An 18060-nucleotide genomic window follows, 5' to 3' on the forward strand; every position below is an offset into this window, starting at 1 on the left:
TTCACCGATTGAGTTTGAACGGCGCTACGCGCCAAACGGCTCGTGAGTGTCTATGAAACTCTGGCCGGTCCAGAGAGCTGCTTCGGATAATGCGCCAGACGCGAGCCCAGCCCCACTTGATCAAGCAACTTGATGGCACGATCGCGCACGTCGCGTGTCTCACCCAGCAACTCGAGCGGCAGCATCACGTTCTCGAGCGCGGTGAGGTGCGGCATCAGTTGAAACGATTGAAAGACGAAACCGACGGCACCGCGTCGCAACGCGGCCCGGCCCTCTTCGTCGAGATCGCCGAGCGACTTGCCCAGCAGCGTGATACTGCCGTCGCTTGCCGTGTCGAGCCCCGCCATCAGGCCTAGCAACGTAGACTTGCCGGACCCCGACGCGCCGACGATGGCCACGCTTTGACCTTTGGCGACACTGACATCGATATCCTGCAGAATGACCAGCTCGCCGGTCGCGTCGCGCAACCGTTTGCCCAGCCCCCGCACCTCAATCACGTTTTCGGAAAACGACATGGTTAGAAGAGAGTTCTTGAAAATGGCCGCCTCCGCCCTCGTAGGCGGGTGCATGCTGTCAGGGACCGCGGCGCACGCGGCAAGTTCGGGGACGCCAACGATTTTGGTCGTCGGCGACAGCCTTTCGGCGGAATATGGCATCGCGCGCGGCACCGGCTGGGTCAATCTGATGCAGCAGACGATCACGCGAAGCGGGTTTGATTATAACGTCGTGAACGCGAGCATCAGCGGCGACACGACGAGCGGCGGACGCGCGCGCCTCGCGCCGCTGCTCGAACGCTATCATCCCGCCATCACGATCCTGGAACTCGGCGGCAACGACGCGCTGCGCGGCATTTCACTCGACCTCACACGCAGCAATCTGCGCGAGATGATCGGCGCGGCACGCAAGGCAGGCAGCCGTGTGATCGTCGTCGGCATGCGCATTCCGCCTAACTACGGGCTCGACTACAGCGAGCAGTTCTTCACGATGTTTTCGCTGGTGGCCAAGCAGGAAAAAACGGGCTACGTGCCGTTCCTGTTGGCGGGTGTCATTGAACACCCCGACTGGTTCCAGCAGGATCAGATTCACCCTCTGGCCAAGGCGCACCCGCAAATCCTGCAGAATGTCTGGCCGACGGTCAAACCACTTCTCAAGCCCGCCGGCAAGGCGCCCTCGCGCCCCGCGCAACCACGAACGCCGAAGACGTCCGGCACATAAAAAACGCGGCCGGTTGGCCGCGTTTCTCGTTTCATTCAGCGATGGTGCCGGCCGCCCATTCAGGCCCCCGACTTGGTGACATCGTTCACGATCTTCACCTTCGAGCGCGCACGCAGGTCGCCCAGCCAGGCGTTCCATTCGGCCTGCGCCGCCAGTTGGTTGAGTTGCTGCGCCTCGGCGGCAAGATGCTGCGCGTCCTGCTCGGCCGGCTGCGTGACCTTGCCGATGCGATACACGGCGTAGCCCTGACCTTCGCCCAACGCGACACCGACATACGCCGGCAACCGGGTCGTATCGGCACTGAAGATTGCCCCCAGGGCCGTCGCCGGCAGCTTGCCAGGGTTGTCTCGCGATACGGTTTGCGCAGCGCCGAATGCGGCGTCGCCCCCCTTCTTGAGCGCTTCGAGCTTGGCCTGGCCGGCCGTCGTCGCTGCCTGCTCGGCCAGATCGGCCACGACCTTCTCTTTGACTTGCGCCTCGATCTGCGCGAGCGGCGGCGTGGCGGCCGGGTGATAAGTCACCACGTGCGCCGACACCAGTACGCCCTGACCCACATCCACCGCCTCGGTGTTGCGCTTGTTCTTGAGCGCTTCGTCGCCAAACACGGCCTTGAGTAACTTCTCATTGCCGATCGGGAGTTTCGCCTGCGACGGATCCGGCGTCCGCGTGACCGTGGCCGTCTGCACCTTCAGGTTGAGCTTGTCGGCCGCCGGCTGCACGCTGTCGGGTTGTTCGTACACGGCGTTGGTGAACTGGTCGGCCAACTTCGCATAGGCCTTCGCCGACTCCTGCTGTCGATACTGATCGGCAAGCTGCGCCTTCACTTCATCGAACGACTTGGTCTGCTCGGGCTTGATGCCGGTCAGCTTGATGATGTGATAACCGAAATCGCTCTTCACGACATCGCTCACGTCACCCTCGTGCTTGAGCGCGAACGTGGCATCGGCAAACGGCTTGACCATTGCGTCGCGTGCGAAGAAGCCCAGATCGCCGCCGTTGGCCTTCGAGCCCGGGTCTTCCGAATCGGCGCTGGCCAGCTTGGCAAAATCATCCGGATGCTTCTTGATCTCGGCGAGCAGCGCGTCGGCCTTCGCCTTCGCCTTGGCGTGATCGGCCGGCGATGCGTCGGCGGGCGACGCGATCAGGATGTGCGATGCGCGGCGCTGCTCCGGCGTGGTGTATTGCTTCAGGTTGTCCTGGTACATCTTGCGCAGCACGTCATCGCTCGCGGGCGTCTGTGCCGAAGCCGGCATGGCCTTCGGGTCGAGCACGACATACTGGATCTCAGCCGATTCGGGCGTCTGGAAGGCGGCCTTGTGCGCATCGTAATACGCCTGAATCTGCGGCTGCGTCGGTACGATCTTGCCGGCGTAGTCCGTGACCGGGAAGGTCAGCACCGAGACGTCACGCTGTTGAGCACGCAGTTGCGCGAAGCGTTCGAGCACCGTCTTCGGCAGCATGGCGCTCGCCTGCACGCTCGACGGCAATTGGTTCGACGCCAGCTCGAAGCGAATTTGCGCTTCAAGGCGCTGCGGCGTGAGGTTTTGCGCAGAAAGCAATTGCGCGTACTTCGCTTCATCGATGGAACCATCCGGGCGGCGCAACTGCGCAATCGCCGGAATGGCGAGCAGCGCCTCACGCACCTGGGCATCGGGCACCGAGAGATTCTTCTTGAGCGTTTCCTGCGTGAGCAGCTTCTGCTGGATCAGGTTATCCAGCACCGCGGCGCGCATTTCGGGGGTGTTGATCTGGTTGGGATCGACAGCGCCGCCAAACATCTGTTGCATGCGCTCGGTCTGCGCGCGAAGCACACTGTCGTATTCCTGACGTGTCACGGTTTGATCGCCGACCTTGGCGATGGTGCTGGCGTCTGCGGCGTATTCCTGCCAGCCATGTACGCCAAACACCACGAACGACGGCACGATCAACACCGTCAGGAAGATGAGAACCAATCGTTGATGACGGCGGATGAAGTCGAACATACGAAATCGGAATAGTCGTCTGGATGCGTCTTAAGACGCCATATGGCAAAAAAGGCGAACCGAAGTTCGCCTTTTCACAATTTGGCGGAGCGGACGGGGCTCGAACCCGCGACCCCCGGCGTGACAGGCCGGTATTCTAACCAACTGAACTACCGCTCCCCAAGATCTGGAACTGGTGGGTGCTGAGGGGCTCGAACCCCCGACCTACGCCTTGTAAGGGCGCCGCTCTACCAACTGAGCTAAGCACCCGTTCCCGATTCAAGTGTTGTTCTTGCTGCAACTCCCCGCCGAAACAGGGAAGCTGATTAGTTTAACGTATCTTTCAATACTTTGCCAGGGCGAAATTTCGGAACCTTCGCTGCCTTGATCTTGATCGCGGCCCCCGTGCGCGGATTGCGTCCGGTACGCGCCGCACGCTTGGCCACGAGGAAGGTGCCGAAGCCGACCAACGTCACGCTGTCTCCCTTCTTAAGCGATTTTTTTACCGCACCCACCAATGCTTCAAGTGCCCGACCGGCAGCCGCTTTCGAGATGTCTGCTTCACCCGCGATATGATCGATCAGTTCCGTCTTGTTCACTGTAACCCCCTTGCAAGGATAGTAGGCGATTGAGCCGCGGAGGCGCTCTTTGCGCGCCTTGACTTTGATCTGCTAGGTCCGTCGGCTTTGCCATTAGACAAGCCGGAAACCCTGATGTCAAGCCGTTTTGCGCCCTTTGGGCGGCTTAGGAAGCACTCCTGAATCTGCGCTTCCCCGGTGTCATTTTCGAGCGCATCGTCTGAACAAAAAAAAGCCCGGGGAAACCCCCGGGCAATTTACGCACTTCCCGCGTAGCGATCGGCGGCCAATCCGCCCGTTGCCCACTACACGAAAAATTATCGTCAGTGCTTGATGACTTCCTGCTTGCCGCTGGCATCCGCATTCGGCGTGACAGGCGCGGCCTTCGCCTCTTCCTCGGGCAGCGGCGTCGGTGCATGCTCCAACGCCAGCTCAAGCACCTTGTCGATCCAGCGCACCGGCACGATCTCCAGCGCGTTCTTGACCGTATCCGGAATCTCTGCGAGATCCTTCACGTTCTCCTCCGGAATCAACACGAGCTTGATGCCACCACGGTGAGCCGCCAGCAACTTCTCCTTGAGACCGCCGATCGGCAACACTTCACCGCGCAGCGTGATCTCACCGGTCATCGCCACATTCGCACGCACCGGAATACCGGTGAGCACCGAGACCAGCGCCGTCGTCATGGCGATACCGGCAGACGGACCATCCTTAGGCGTCGCCCCTTCCGGCACGTGGATGTGGATGTCCTTCTTCTCGAACTGCTCATCCGTCACCCCGAGGCGGCGCGCACGCGAACGCACGACAGAGCGCGCGGCCTCGACCGACTCCTTCATCACGTCGCCGAGCGAACCCGTCCGAATGATGTTGCCCTTGCCCGGCATCAACGCGGCTTCGATGGTCAGCAGATCGCCGCCCACTTCCGTCCACGCCAGACCCGTGACCTGACCGATCTGGTTTTCCTTCATGGCCAGACCGAAGTCAAACTTGCGCACGCCCAGGAAGTTGTCGAGATTGCCCGCATCGACCTTGATCGACGTACCGTCAACCTTCTTGAGCAACAGCATCTTCACGACCTTACGGCAGATCTTCGAGATCTCACGCTCGAGCGAACGCACACCCGCTTCGCGCGTGTAGTAGCGGATGATGTCGCGAATCGCCGCTTCGGCCAGATCGATCTCGCCTTCCTTCAGCCCGTTGTTCTTCTTCTGCTTGGGCAGCAGATAACGCTGGGCAATGTTGACCTTCTCGTCTTCCGTGTAGCCCGACAGGCGAATCACTTCCATACGGTCGAGCAGCGGCGCCGGAATGTTCAGCGAGTTCGACGTGGCCACGAACATCACGTCCGACAGATCGAAGTCGACTTCGACGTAATGGTCCGAGAACGTGTGGTTCTGCTCGGGGTCGAGCACTTCGAGCAGCGCCGAACTCGGATCCCCGCGAAAATCCATGCCCATCTTGTCCACTTCGTCGAGCAGGAACAGCGGATTGCGTACGGCCACCTTCGACAGACTCTGCAGGATTTTGCCCGGCATCGACCCGATATACGTACGACGGTGACCGCGAATCTCGGCCTCGTCACGCACGCCGCCCAACGCCATGCGCACGAACTTGCGGTTCGTCGCACGCGCGATCGACTGACCGAGCGAGGTCTTGCCCACACCGGGGGGCCCCACCAGGCACAGGATCGGTGCCTTGACCTTCTCGACGCGCTGTTGCACGGCAAGATACTCAAGGATGCGTTCCTTGACCTTCTCCAGGCCGAAGTGATCCTCGTCGAGCACCTTCTCGGCGTTCGACAGGTCGTTGTTGACCTTGCTCTTCTTGCGCCACGGCAGACCGACCAGCGTGTCGATATAGTTACGCACGACGGTCGCCTCGGCCGACATCGGCGACATCAGCTTGAGCTTCTTGAGTTCGGCGTCAGCCTTCTTCTTGGCTTCCTTGGGCAGATGCGCGGCCTTGATCCGCTTCTCGAGCTCTTCGAGATCCGCGCCTTCTTCACCCTCGCCCAACTCCTTCCGGATCGCCTTGACCTGTTCGTTCAGGTAGTACTCGCGCTGGCTCTTCTCCATCTGGCGCTTCACGCGGCCACGGATACGCTTTTCCACCTGAAGAATGTCGATCTCGCTCTCGAGCTGCGCGAGCAGGTGCTCGAGACGCTCGATGACCGGGAACATTTCCAGGATGTTCTGTTTCTGCTCCAGCTTGAGCGGCAGGTGGGCGGCGATCGTGTCCGCCAGACGACCCGCCTCGTCGATACCCGAGAGCGACGTCAGGATCTCCGGCGGAATCTTCTTGTTGAGCTTCACATACTGATCGAACTGGGCCACGATCGCGCGGCGCAGCGCCTCGGATTCCGGCGAGTTGCCGTCGTCCGGTTCGAGCGGCATCACTTCCGACGTGAACTGGGTTTCCTCTTCGTCCACACTCAGGGTGCGGGCGCGCTGAATCCCTTCGACGAGCACCTTGACGGTGCCATCGGGCAATTTGAGCATTTGCAGAATGTTCGCCACGCAGCCGATCTCGTAGAGATCCTTCGACGTGGGCTCATCCTTGGCCGCCGCCTTCTGGGCGACGAGCATGATGTGCTTGCCGCCTTCCATGGCGGTTTCAAGCGCTTTAATCGATTTTGGACGCCCCACGAAAAGGGGAATCACCATGTGCGGAAACACGACCACGTCGCGCAAAGGCAACAGGGGCAGTTGAATCGCTTCGGGCGGGAGGATTTGGGTGCCTGACATCTCGTTCCCCATATTTAACGATACCGTTGTGTTCCAGCTAATTGAGGCCGCCGACGGGAATTACAAGGGGGAGTGGAACAGCCCTTTCGCCGGTAAGTTGCACCGCTCGGGGTTTCATTGCCCGCGGCACTAGTATGAAGGAAAAAAAGCCGTCCATGTTTCCATGAACGGCTTCGGGTAGCGCTGAGTTGACCGTTCAATTGGAGCCGGCAACCTTGGGCGACTCCTGGTAAATCAAAAGCGGTTTCCCGTCGCCGCTGATCGCGTTTTCGTCGAGGATCACCTTGGTGACGCCCTTTAGCGACGGGAGCTCGTACATCACTTCGAGCAAGGCCTGCTCGATGATCGAGCGCAAGCCGCGCGCGCCCGTCTTGCGCTTGATGGCCTTGCGCGCCACCGCGTGCATCGCGGCCGGCCGAATCTCCAGTTCCACGCCTTCCATCAGGAACAAGCGCTGATATTGCTTGACCAGCGCGTTCTTGGGCTCGACGAGGATCGTCACCAGCGCGTCCTCGTCAAGCTTGCCCAGCGTGGCAACCACCGGCAGACGACCGATCAGCTCCGGAATCAGGCCAAACTTGATCAGATCTTCCGGCTCGACGTCACGCAGCAACTCGCTGGCGTCGCGCTCTTCACCGGTCTTGACCGTTGCACCGAATCCGATGCCTGTCTTCTCGGTACGGTTCATGATGATCTTCTCGAGACCATCGAACGCTCCGCCGCAGATGAACAGGATGTTCGTCGTGTCGACCTGGATGAAATCCTGGTTCGGGTGCTTGCGACCGCCTTGCGGCGGCACCGACGCCATCGTGCCTTCGACCAGCTTGAGCAGCGCCTGCTGCACGCCCTCGCCCGACACGTCGCGCGTAATCGACGGATTGTCCGACTTGCGGCTGATCTTGTCGATTTCATCAATATAGACGATGCCCTTCTGCGCCTGCTCGATCTCGTAATTGCAGTTCTGCAGCAGCTTCTGGATGATGTTTTCGACGTCTTCCCCCACGTAACCGGCTTCGGTCAGCGTGGTGGCGTCGGCAATCACGAAGGGCACGTTGAGCAGGCGGGCGAGCGTTTGCGCGAGCAATGTCTTGCCCGAGCCGGTCGGCCCGATGAGCAGGATGTTGCTCTTGGCGAGTTCGACTTCGTCGCGCTTGTCGCCGAGGTGCTTCAGTCGCTTGTAATGGTTGTAGACCGCCACGGCCAGAATCTTCTTGGCACGGTCCTGACCGATCACATACTGATCGAGACTCTCGCGAATTTCCAGCGGCGACGGCAGATCGGACTTGCCGCCGCTGCCGCTCTCGTCTTCGGCCGCAGCGGCCTCGTCGCGGATAATCTCATTGCACAGATCGATGCACTCGTCGCAAATGAAGACCGACGGCCCCGCGATGAGCTTCTTGACCTCGTGCTGACTCTTTCCGCAGAACGAGCAGTAGAGCAGCTTTTCGCCGTTGGAAGTGCTTTTTTTATCCACCATATCTGTGTCAGCCTGCTAGCAATTTGCGCCCCGGTCGTCCCCCGCCGGGGGCGGCAAACGCGGCATACGTGAATCCCATTGTAACGCCATGCCGTGCGAGCGTGTGACCCAGCCGCATCGGCAATAATTTCCCTTTTACGACAAAGACTTGGCACGAACACCTGGCTTTCAAAAACGACGCCGCCCGGTGTCGCGCCAACCTTTTGTCGTTGCGCGCTCTCGAACTCGAAACCGAATCAGGGACGCTTTTCGAGCACGCGGTCGATCAACCCATACTCGACGGCATCGGCCGCCGACTTGAAGTTGTCGCGATCGGTGTCGCGCGCGATGACCTCGAGCGACTGGCCGGTGTTGTCGGCCAACAGTCGATTCAACCGATCCTTGAGCAGCAGGATTTCCCTGGCGTGGATCTCGATGTCCGACGCCTGACCGCGAGCGCCGCCCAGCGGTTGGTGAATCATGATGCGCGCGTTCGGCAGCGCGAAGCGCTTGCCCTTCTCACCGGCCGCCAGCAGAAATGCGCCCATGCTCGCCGCCATGCCCAGGCACAGCGTCGAGACCGCCGGCTTGACGAACTTCATCGTGTCGTAAATCGCCAGGCCCGCCGAGACGGAACCGCCCGGCGAATTGATGTACATCGAGATTTCCTTGTCCGGATTTTCGCTCTCGAGGAACAGCAACTGTGCGACGACGAGGTTGGCGCTCTGGTCGTTGACCTCGCCCACCAGGAAAATGATGCGCTCCTTGAGGAGTCGCGAGTAAATATCGTAAGCGCGCTCGCCACGACCACTTTGCTCGACGACCATCGGCACGAGGCCAAGGCCTTGCGTCTCGAGTGCGGAGTTGTACGTCGGGGAGGCGAGTTGGGCGAGCAATTCGGAACGGGTAATCATATCGGTTCGACCCTTCTATCGAGATGGTTTTGCGCGCCGCAGGGAGGAGGCCCGGAGGCCATTTGGAAAAGAACCGCCACGGCATTGCGGCCGCGGCGGTTCAATCGGTCGTGTCGCGTTCGATCAGGCTTGCGAGTTGCCGGCCAGCTCTTCGAAACTGACCTGCTTGTCGGTCACCTTGGCCTTACCCAGGACGAATTCGACCACGTTGTTCTCGACGACGAAACCTTCCATTTCCGCCATGCGCTGCTGATCGCCATAGTACCAGCGGACGACTTCTTGCGGGTCTTCGTAGCTCTTCGCGAACTCTTCGACTTCGGCCTTGATTTGCTCCGGCTTGGCTTGCAGGTCATTCTGCTTGACCAGCTCGGCCAGAATCAGACCCAGCTTCACGCGACGCTCGGCTTGCTCCTTGAACATTTCCGCCGGAATCGGCACGTTGCCGGCGTTCGGCACGCCGCGTTGCGTCAAATCCTGACGGGCCATTGCCACCAGGCGCTCCTGGTCCTGTGCGACCAATGCGTTCGGCACGTCGAGCTCCGACACCGAGATCAGCGCGTTCATCACCTGATCCTTGAGCAAGGCCTGCGTACGACGCTTCACTTCGCGCGACAGGTTTTCCTTGATATCGGCGCGCATCTTTTCCATGCTGCCGTCAGCGATGCCGAGCGACTTGGCGAACTCGCCGTCGACTTCAGGCAGGTGCGCCCACTCGACCTTCTTCAGCGTCACGGTGAACGTAGCGGTCTTGCCGGCCACTTCCTTGCCGTGGTACTCGTCGGGGAACTTGAGTTCGAAATCCTTCGAATCGCCCACCTTCAGGCCCAGCGTGGCCGTCTCGAACTCAGGCAGCATGCGGCCTTCGCCCAGCACGAACACAAAGTCTTCGGCGCTGCCGCCGGCGAACGCTTCCCCGTCGATCTTGCCAACGAAGTCGACCGTCACGCGGTCGCCGTCCTTGGCTTCGACCGAGCCGCCGTCGCCGTGGGCGCCGACTTCGCCGCGCACGTGGTAGTGCACGCGCTGCTTGCGCAGGATGTCGATGGTGCGGTCGATCTCGGCTTCCGAGACGTCCGTCGTGGTACGGCTCACCTCGGCCGTGGCCAGGTCACCGATCTTGACTTCCGGGTAGATCTCGAACGTGGCATCGAATGCGTACTCGGCCTCGCCCGCGTCGACCTTCGGCGCGAAGCGCGGCTGACCCGCGACGCGCAGATCCTGTTCCTTGCTGATGTCGAAGAATTGCTGGCCGACCTTGTCGCTCACGACTTCGGCTTCGACCTGACCACCGTACTGCTGGGTGACCATCTTCAGGGGCACCTTGCCCGGGCGGAAGCCCGGCATACGCACCGTCTTCGACAGCTTCTGAATGCGTGCCGCAACTTCTTTTTCGACTTCCTGCTTGGGCAGGGCGATGGTAAAGCGACGCTCGAGCTTGCCGAGGTTTTCAACAGCGATAGTCATGAGGATATTCGTCCTTCCAGAGGGTCGTTCTGTGTTGCGGCGAGGGAATGCCACAAGCGGACCCTGTCAGTTAATCAACCTTGGGCCGGAACCGACGTTGCGACGCCGGCTTCCCTCCGCCCCCGACATGCGGGGTAGCGCCAAAACGGTTTTGAACACAAAGCGGAACATTTTAGCAAACTATTGCCCCGCCTCCAGACTTTCCGCCCCGATATCAGGGAAATCGGACCATTTTGCCTTCACGTGCCTTCCCGACGCCGCCCGCCCTGCCGGGCATGTCGCAACAGGTCGGTACAGGCCGGCATTACGCTTTAGAGGATCGCGTCCAGAAAAAGATCTTGGGGGAAGCCCACTTACGGCTTAGGATTCATTCGTACGTTTGAATGAAACATCGGTTCCATCCGATGGCGCGGCCTCGCGCCGCATCACACTGGAGGTGCTTCGTGAGCCCACGCCTTTCCGCCGGCCGGCACGTCGGCGACACCAAGCTACGCATCCTCGATGCCGCAGAAGACCTTTTCATCGAATACGGCTACGAAGCGATGTCCTTGCGTCAGATCACGTCGCGAGCCGACGTCAACCTGGCCGCCGTCAACTATCACTTCGGCAGCAAGGAGACCTTGCTCCAGGCCATGTTGGCGCGTCGGCTCGACCGGCTCAACGACGAGCGGCTCGCGCTGCTGACGCGCGCCGAAGCCGAGTGGCCGGCACCGCAGCTCACGTGCGAACACGTGCTGGGGGCAATGTTCATCCCCGCCCTTGCCATCTCGCATCATCGCGATATCGGCGGCCCGGCGTTCCTGCGCCTGCTCGGGCGGGTGTACGCCGATCCGTCGCCGTTCATCCGGGACTATTTGCAGCAGCATTACGCCCCCGTCTTCGAGCGCTTCTTCGACGCCTTCGCCCGCGCGTTACCTGAGCTGCCGCGCCAGGAACTGGGCTGGCGTCTGCACTTCGCGCTTCAGGCCCTGTCCGGCGTGCTCGCGAGCAGCGACACCGCTCGACTGATCGACACGTTCGCCCAAGGCCAGGCGATGGGCGACCTGCAGGTCGTGGCACGGCTCACGGCCCTCATGGTCGCGGCGCTCAGGGCGCCGATGCCGGGCGAGGAGCAACTGGCGAGCTTCGCCGACGTCTTCGCGCTGGCGAAGGCCGCGGACATTACGCCGCCACGCGACGCCGGATACGTCGCCGCCCCGCCCACGACAACCGCAGAAGCGAATGCCGCGCCTCGGATCCCCGGCGCCGACGACCGCTCGCTCGCCAATGCCTGAATACCGATCACCGACAGCCGGAGAAGGTCCGAGCCAGTCGACGACGATCGAACACGAAGGCCAAACCTGAACAGACGCCCGAACGCCAATCGGGAGGCGAGGCCCAATCGACGCTGAGGCGTCCCCGACCGGTGCTACGGCACCCCCGGCCGGGAGGATGAACCGAGAGGGAGGACAGCATGATGGCTCTATGGATTCTTGCGTGGGTCGCGGGCGTAAGCGCCCTGCTCTTTTATCGTGCGCACGCCTGGCAGTGGTTGTTGGCGACTGTGGTGTGGGCGGGCGCAGGCGCGGTGAGCGGGCTGACGGGGACGGTGGCGACCGTCTTACTCGCCGTCATCTTCGTCTTGCCGGCACTGGTCCTCAGCATTGGCCCGCTGCGGCGCGCTTGGATCACCGCACCGCTGCTCGCCAAATTCCGCACGATCATGCCGGAGATGTCCGAGACGGAGAAAGACGCCATTGAAGCCGGCACCGTCTGGTGGGATGCGGATTTGTTCTCCGGCCGTCCCGACTGGAAAAAATTCATGGCGCTGCCCGCGCCCACCTTGTCCGCCGAAGAGCAGGCCTTCCTGGACACCGAGGTCGAACACCTGTGCGACCTGTCCAACGACTGGGAAAGCACCCAGGTCTGGCAGGACCTGCCGCCAAACGCATGGCAATACGCGAAGGATGCCGGCTTTCTGGGAATGATTATCCCCAAGCGCTACGGTGGCCTCGAATTCTCCGCGTACGCGCACTCTCAAGTGGTGATGAAGCTCGCTTCGCGTTGCTCGGCGGCCGCCGTTTCGGTCATGGTGCCGAACTCGCTCGGCCCCGCCGAACTGCTGCTTCACTATGGCACCGAAGCCCAGAAGAACTACTATCTGCCGCGCCTGGCGAAGGGGGACGAAGTCCCTTGTTTCGCACTCACGAGCCCATACGCGGGTTCGGACGCCGCCGCCATCCCCGACGTCGGCATTGTCTGCCGAGGCGTTCACGAGGGCCGCGAAACGCTTGGGTTCCGTGTCACGTGGAGCAAGCGCTACATCACCCTGGGGCCGATCGCGACGGTGCTCGGCCTCGCCTTCCGAGCCCTCGATCCCGACCATCTGCTCGGTGACGACGACGCCCCAGGCATCACCTGCGCACTGATTCCCACGCACCATCCGGGCGTGGTGATCGGGCGTCGCCACTGGCCGCTGAACGCCGTCTTCCAGAACGGCCCGAATGCCGGCAAGGACGTCTTCATTCCGCTCGACTGGGTGATCGGCGGGCAGGCACAGGTCGGCAAAGGCTGGCGCATGCTGATGGAATGTCTCGCGGCGGGCCGTGCAATTTCGTTGCCCTCCTCGAACGTCGGCTACTCGAAGCTTGCCGTGCGTGCCACGGGGGCTTATGCGGCGGTACGGCGTCAGTTCCGCACGCCGATCGGGAAGTTCGAAGGGGTGCAGGAGGCGCTTGCGCGCATGGCCGGCAACCTTTACGCGATGGACGCCGCACGCCGCATGGCAGCGCTCGCCGTCGATCTTGGCGAGAAGCCCTCGGTGATCTCCGCCATTGCGAAATACCACGTGACCGAACGCGCCCGCAAAGTGGTCAACGACGGCATGGATGTCGTCGCGGGCAAAGGCATCTGCATGGGCCCGAACAACTTCCTTGCCCGCGCCTACCAGCAGATCCCGGTATCGATCACAGTGGAGGGCGCCAACATCATGACGCGCTGCCTGATGATCTTCGGTCAGGGCGCGATCCGCTGCCATCCGTATGTGCTCAAGGAGCTGAGCGCCGCGCAAATGGCGGATCGAGCGGCGGCCATGCACGCCTTCGACGACGCCCTCTTCGGCCATCTGAGCTTCGTCACGAGCAACATCGTGCGCGGTGCCCTGCACGGCATCACGCATGCGCGCTTCTCCACCGTGCCGTCGAACGCCGCGCCGGAGTTGCATGGGTACTACCGCGCCGCGAATCGTCTATCGACGCTGCTCGCCATTGCATCCGACGTCTCGATGGCGGTGCTCGGCGGCTCGCTCAAGCGGCGCGAGCGCCTCACGGGCCGGCTCGGCGACATCCTCTCTCAATTGTTCCTGTTGACGGCGACGCTCAAGCGTTACGAAGACGAAGGCCGCCCCACCGCCGATCTGCCACTGGTGCACTGGGCCGCGCAGGACGCGCTCTGGCAGGCACGCGAGGCGTTCGAAGGCGTGCTTGCGAACTATCCGTCGCGCGCCGTCGCCTGGTGGATGCGCTGGAAACTCATGCCGCTCGGCCTGCCCTATGCCAAACCGTCCGATGCGCTGGCCACTCAGGTCGCCGAGTTGATGCAAACGCCGGGCGACGCGCGCGAGCGCCTCATCACCGGCAGCTATTCGCCGCGCCCCGAAATCGACGGTCTGGCTTACGGGGAGATCGTTTTCCAGATGACGCCGCAGGTCACCGCCATCGAGCAGCGATTGCGCACGGCAGTCAAGGAGGGCCGCCTGCCGACGATGCCCCAAAGCCTGCCCGAATTCTCCGAGTGGGTGGAGCAGGCCGCGCATCTGCATCTCGTGAGCGACGGCGAGCGCCAGGTGCTGGCGCAGTACGCCGACTTTGCGGCGCGGGCCGTGGCCGTCGACGATTTCCCGCCCGACTTCGGTCGCCTTGCCGACATGCAGCACGCCCAGCAACAGGAAGCGGCCGACGAAGCGCTCACGCCGTGAGCTCGCCCGCCTGCCGCTGCCTATCACTCTGAGGATTTCCGCGCCGTGACGACGTCCGACCGATATCTGGCTTTCGCCAACTCCGCCGTGGGCAGCCGCCTGGCCAATGCGCTGGGGCTACCGCGCCCCATGCCGCTCGAGCGGATGCCGTCGCGCGACGACAGCCGCACCGAGGCAGACACCGATGCGTCGCCACGCGCCATGCCCACACCGCCCGCGGTCGTGGGCGGCGCGGGCGACGCCCCGCTGTTGCCGGACCTCGCACGAGAGCTGCATCGGCTCGGCATGTCTAGCCTTGCGCACGCCGAGCGACTCGACTGGATCTCGCACGCCAACCAGGCGGGTACGATGAGCGGACGCTTCAATCCCAGCGAAGGCGTACGTGCCAAGGCGTTGCTGTTCGATGCGAGCGCCATCGCCAGCACCGACGGGCTCAGCGCGCTCTATACGTTCTTCCATGACACCCTCGCCTGCCTCGACCGATGCGCCCGCGTGCTCGTGCTGGGCGTGCCGCCCGCGCTGGCACCGACACCCCAGGCCAGCGTGGCGCAGCGCGCGCTCGAAGGCTTCGTGCGATCGCTCGCCAAGGAACTCAAGCGCGGGGCCACGGCGCAGTTGCTCTACGTCGCGCCGCACGCTCGGGACGCCCTGCACTCCACGCTGCGCTTCTTTCTCTCGCCGCGCGCCGCCTACGTAAGCGGTCAGGCCATCACCCTGCAAGCGCCGGTATTCACAACGCCGCCGACTCACGACGATCGTCCACTCGCCGGACAGGTCGCCGTTGTGACAGGCGCGGCGCGCGGCATCGGCGAAGCGATCGCCACCGTGCTGGCACACGACGGCGCGCATGTCGTGTGCGTCGACATCGCGCAAGCACAGAGCGCGCTCGAGGCTGTGGCGATGCGTCTCGACGGCAGCGCGCTCACGTGCGACATTGCCGCGCCCGAAGCGGGGGCGACATTGCTCGCGCATCTGGCCACGCATGCGCCACGCGGCCTTGACATCCTCGTGCACAACGCCGGCATCACGCGCGACAAGACGCTCGTGCGCATGAGCGAAGCGCAATGGCAGAGCGTGCTCGACATCAATGTCGGTGCGCCGCAACGCATCAATCAGGCGCTGCTCGATGCTGGGGTGCTGCGCGCCAACAGCCGGATCGTCGGTGTGGCGTCGATCAGTGGCATTGCGGGAAATCGGGGGCAGACCAACTACGCGGCGTCGAAGGCGGCGGTGATTGGCATGATCGAAGCCTGGTCGCCGGTGCTCGCCGAGCGCCACATCAGCATCAATGCCGTCGCTCCCGGCTTCATTGAGACGCAGATGACTGCCGCTGTGCCGTTCGCCATTCGCGAAGCCGGGCGCCGGATGAACTCCCTCGGCCAGGGCGGCCAGCCGGTCGACGTGGCGCAGGCCATTGCCTGGCTGGCGCACCCCGCATCGGGCGCATTGACCGGACAGGTGGTGCGCGTGTGCGGCCAGAGCCTGCTAGGTGCATGACCATGCCCAACGACCGCCCTCGCGATCCGCTTGGCAAGGCGTTGCCGTCGGACGCCGGGCTCGCCCCGATCGACGTCACACGCCTGCCCTCCCCGCACACGCTGTTTCTGCGGGCACTGCTCTCGTCCCGCAAGCCAGCGAACGCGCAACGGCTCCCACCCTTGGCATTCGCGCGACGCAATGTCACGCTCGACGCCGACGCCATCGCCCGTTACGCGCGCTTGTGCGGCTTCACCGCGGCGCACGGGGTGCCACCCACGTGGCCGCATCTGCTCGCCTTCCCGCTGCATATGTTGCTGATGACCGACCGCGCATTTCCGTTCGCCATGCTCGGCATGGTGCATCTGGATAATCGCATTCGTCAGCACGCTTCGCTCACGCCGGGAGAGCGGCTCGATCTGGATGTCCGGTGCGGCCCGCTGTTCGCCCATGACAAGGGACAGGTCTTTACGGTCCTCACCACGGCGCGACGCGATGGGGTTGTCGTGTGGTCGGGAGAGAGCGGATACCTGCGCACCGGTGTGCCCGACCCGCTCGGCGCACCGTATCGCGCCGCGTTGGGCGCCGACCCATCGCTCGCGAAGACCGCCGCATGGCATGTGCCGGGCGACCTTGGCCGCCAGTACGCGCGGGTGTCCGGCGATTACAACCCGATCCATCTCTGGCCGGTCACGGCCCGGCTGTTCGGCTTTGCGCACCCCATCATTCACGGCATGTGGAGCTTCGCCCGAAGCCTAGCGGCCGTGTTACCGGCCGACGCGCCCTGCCTCGATCTGCTCGTGGAGTTCAAAAGGCCGCTGCCGCTGCCGGGCGATGTCACGCTCTGGCGCGATGCTTGCGGCGGCGCCTTCGAATTGCGCGACGCGGCAGGCACGGTGCCCCATCTGCGCGGACGGTGGCAACACGCGCCGACCGTGTCGTCTTCCCCCCTCGACCCGGACCCTTCATGAGCGCCTTCACGCCTACCGCGCCGCCCCCCGCCTTGCGCCGCGTTGCCATTCTCGGCGGCAACCGCATCCCGTTTGCGCGCGCCAACACGGCATATGCCACGGCGTCAAATCAGGACATGCTCACCGCCGCGATTCAGGGACTCGTCGACCGGTTTGCGCTGCATGATCAGCGCCTGGGGGAAGTCGCCGCGGGGGCCGTGCTCAAACACGCGCGCGATTTCAACCTGACGCGCGAATCCGTCCTGTCGACGACGCTCGCCCCGCAAACGCCCGCCTACGATGTTCAGCAAGCGTGCGGCACGGGCCTCGAGGCCGCCATCCTGACCGGCAACAAAATTGCGCTCGGCCAGATCGACGTGGCGATCGCCGGCGGGGTCGACACCGCCTCGGACGCCCCGATCGCCGTGAACGAGACACTGCGCAGGATTCTGCTGGAGGCCAACCGACAGCGCAGCGCTGGGGGCAAGCTCGGTGCGCTAGCGAAGGCGCGTCCCGGCATGTTGTTCAAGCCGGCGCTACCTCGTAACGGCGAACCACGCACCGGGTTGTCGATGGGTGAGCATTGCGAGCAGATGGCCAAGCGCTGGCAAATCGAGCGCGCCGCACAGGACGAACTCACGCTCGCGAGCCATCAACATCTGACCGCCGCGTATGAACGCGGGTTCTTCCTCGATCTGATGACGCCGTTTCGCGGCCTGCAACGCGACAACAACCTGCGCCCCGACGTCACGCTGGAGACCTTGAACGCCCTCAAGCCGGTGTTCGATCGCAGTGCCGCGGGCACGCTCACGGCGGGCAACTCGACCCCGCTGACGGACGGCGCCTCGTGCGTGCTGCTCGCGAGCGAAGACTGGGCACACGCGCACGACATTCCCGTGCTCGCTTATCTGACGTACTCGCAAACCGCGGCCGTCGACTTCTTTCATCCCGATGAAACCCGGCGCGAAGGACTGCTCATGGCGCCGGCGTACGCCGTGCCACGCATGCTCGCCCAGGCCGGCCTCACGCTGCAGGACTTCGACTTCTACGAAATTCACGAGGCGTTCGCGGCGCAGGTGCTTTGCACATTGAAAGCGTGGGAAGACCCGCAATACTGCCGCGATCGGCTGGGCCTCGCCGCGCCGCTGGGCACCATCGAGCGGCAGCGGCTGAACGTGAATGGCAGTTCGCTTGCCTGCGGGCATCCGTTCGCGGCCACCGGTGCACGCCTGCTTGCCACCCTCGCCAAACAGCTCGCCGAGCGTGGCGGCGGGCGTGGCCTCATCTCGATTTGCGCGGCCGGCGGACAAGGCGTGGTCGCCATGCTGGAACGATAACGCAGACGAC

At 63.3% G+C, this 18060-nt stretch carries 12 protein-coding genes, 2 tRNA genes and 1 pseudogene; 6 read left to right on the forward strand and 9 right to left on the reverse strand.

What is annotated here, in order from left to right; all coding sequences use genetic code 11:
• Window positions 1–68: 68 nt before the first annotated feature.
• Window positions 69–515, reverse strand: a pseudogene (locus BGP02_RS02710) (ABC transporter ATP-binding protein); the annotation flags it as partial.
• A 52-nt stretch (window positions 516–567) separates the two neighbouring features.
• Here BGP02_RS02710 and BGP02_RS02715 point away from each other — a divergent pair.
• Window positions 568–1215, forward strand: a complete 648-nt coding sequence (locus BGP02_RS02715) for an arylesterase (protein WP_017234146.1) — start codon at window positions 568–570, stop codon at window positions 1213–1215.
• A 59-nt stretch (window positions 1216–1274) separates the two neighbouring features.
• Here BGP02_RS02715 and BGP02_RS02720 read toward each other — a convergent pair whose 3' ends face one another.
• From BGP02_RS02720 to tig, 8 genes are all read right to left on the reverse strand, one after another.
• Window positions 1275–3197 carry a SurA N-terminal domain-containing protein gene (locus tag BGP02_RS02720; protein ID WP_017234147.1) on the reverse strand — a complete coding sequence of 641 codons (1923 nt, stop codon included), beginning with the start codon at window positions 3195–3197 and terminating at the stop codon, window positions 1275–1277.
• Window positions 3198–3279: 82 nt separating this feature from the next.
• Window positions 3280–3356: transfer RNA gene (locus BGP02_RS02725), tRNA-Asp, on the reverse strand.
• Window positions 3357–3370: 14 nt separating this feature from the next.
• Window positions 3371–3446: transfer RNA gene (locus BGP02_RS02730), tRNA-Val, on the reverse strand.
• Between the two features lie 56 nt (window positions 3447–3502).
• Window positions 3503–3775: an HU family DNA-binding protein gene (locus tag BGP02_RS02735; protein WP_017234148.1), complete on the reverse strand. Its 273-nt coding sequence runs from the start codon at window positions 3773–3775 to the stop codon at window positions 3503–3505.
• Window positions 3776–4077: 302 nt separating this feature from the next.
• Entirely contained in the window at window positions 4078–6498 is a 2421-nt protein-coding gene (lon, locus tag BGP02_RS02740; protein WP_286797637.1) for an endopeptidase La, read from the reverse strand.
• 196 nt (window positions 6499–6694) lie between these two features.
• Window positions 6695–7975, reverse strand: coding sequence for an ATP-dependent Clp protease ATP-binding subunit ClpX (clpX, locus tag BGP02_RS02745; protein ID WP_017234150.1), 1281 nt, complete (start codon window positions 7973–7975; stop codon window positions 6695–6697).
• Window positions 7976–8211: 236 nt separating this feature from the next.
• A complete protein-coding gene (gene clpP, locus BGP02_RS02750; RefSeq protein WP_026131988.1) occupies window positions 8212–8865 on the reverse strand; it encodes an ATP-dependent Clp endopeptidase proteolytic subunit ClpP in 654 nt (217 codons plus the stop codon).
• A gap of 126 nt (window positions 8866–8991) precedes the next feature.
• Window positions 8992–10332 (reverse strand): trigger factor, encoded by a 1341-nt coding sequence (gene tig, locus BGP02_RS02755; RefSeq protein ID WP_017234152.1) that lies wholly within the window; start codon window positions 10330–10332, stop codon window positions 8992–8994.
• A gap of 404 nt (window positions 10333–10736) precedes the next feature.
• Between tig and BGP02_RS02760 the strand changes: the two genes are divergently transcribed.
• From BGP02_RS02760 to BGP02_RS02780, 5 genes are all read left to right on the forward strand, one after another.
• Complete coding sequence (locus BGP02_RS02760; RefSeq protein ID WP_051060198.1) at window positions 10737–11606, forward strand: TetR/AcrR family transcriptional regulator; 870 nt, start codon at window positions 10737–10739, stop codon at window positions 11604–11606.
• 182 nt (window positions 11607–11788) lie between these two features.
• The gene (locus BGP02_RS02765; protein WP_410007594.1) at window positions 11789–14287 is read left to right on the forward strand and encodes an acyl-CoA dehydrogenase; all 2499 of its coding nucleotides are present in this window, start codon (window positions 11789–11791) and stop codon (window positions 14285–14287) included.
• A 45-nt stretch (window positions 14288–14332) separates the two neighbouring features.
• Window positions 14333–15784, forward strand: coding sequence for a 3-oxoacyl-ACP reductase (locus BGP02_RS02770; protein ID WP_286797641.1), 1452 nt, complete (start codon window positions 14333–14335; stop codon window positions 15782–15784).
• Between the two features lie 2 nt (window positions 15785–15786).
• Complete coding sequence (locus BGP02_RS02775; RefSeq protein WP_261938472.1) at window positions 15787–16734, forward strand: MaoC/PaaZ C-terminal domain-containing protein; 948 nt, start codon at window positions 15787–15789, stop codon at window positions 16732–16734.
• Window positions 16731–18050, forward strand: coding sequence for an acetyl-CoA C-acetyltransferase (locus BGP02_RS02780; protein ID WP_017234157.1), 1320 nt, complete (start codon window positions 16731–16733; stop codon window positions 18048–18050). Before BGP02_RS02775 ends, BGP02_RS02780 begins: the two co-directional genes overlap by 4 nt.
• Window positions 18051–18060 lie beyond the last annotated feature (10 nt).

Source organism: Pandoraea sp. 64-18 (genome assembly GCF_001899225.1).
Classification (GTDB): domain Bacteria; phylum Pseudomonadota; class Gammaproteobacteria; order Burkholderiales; family Burkholderiaceae; genus Pandoraea; species Pandoraea cepalis.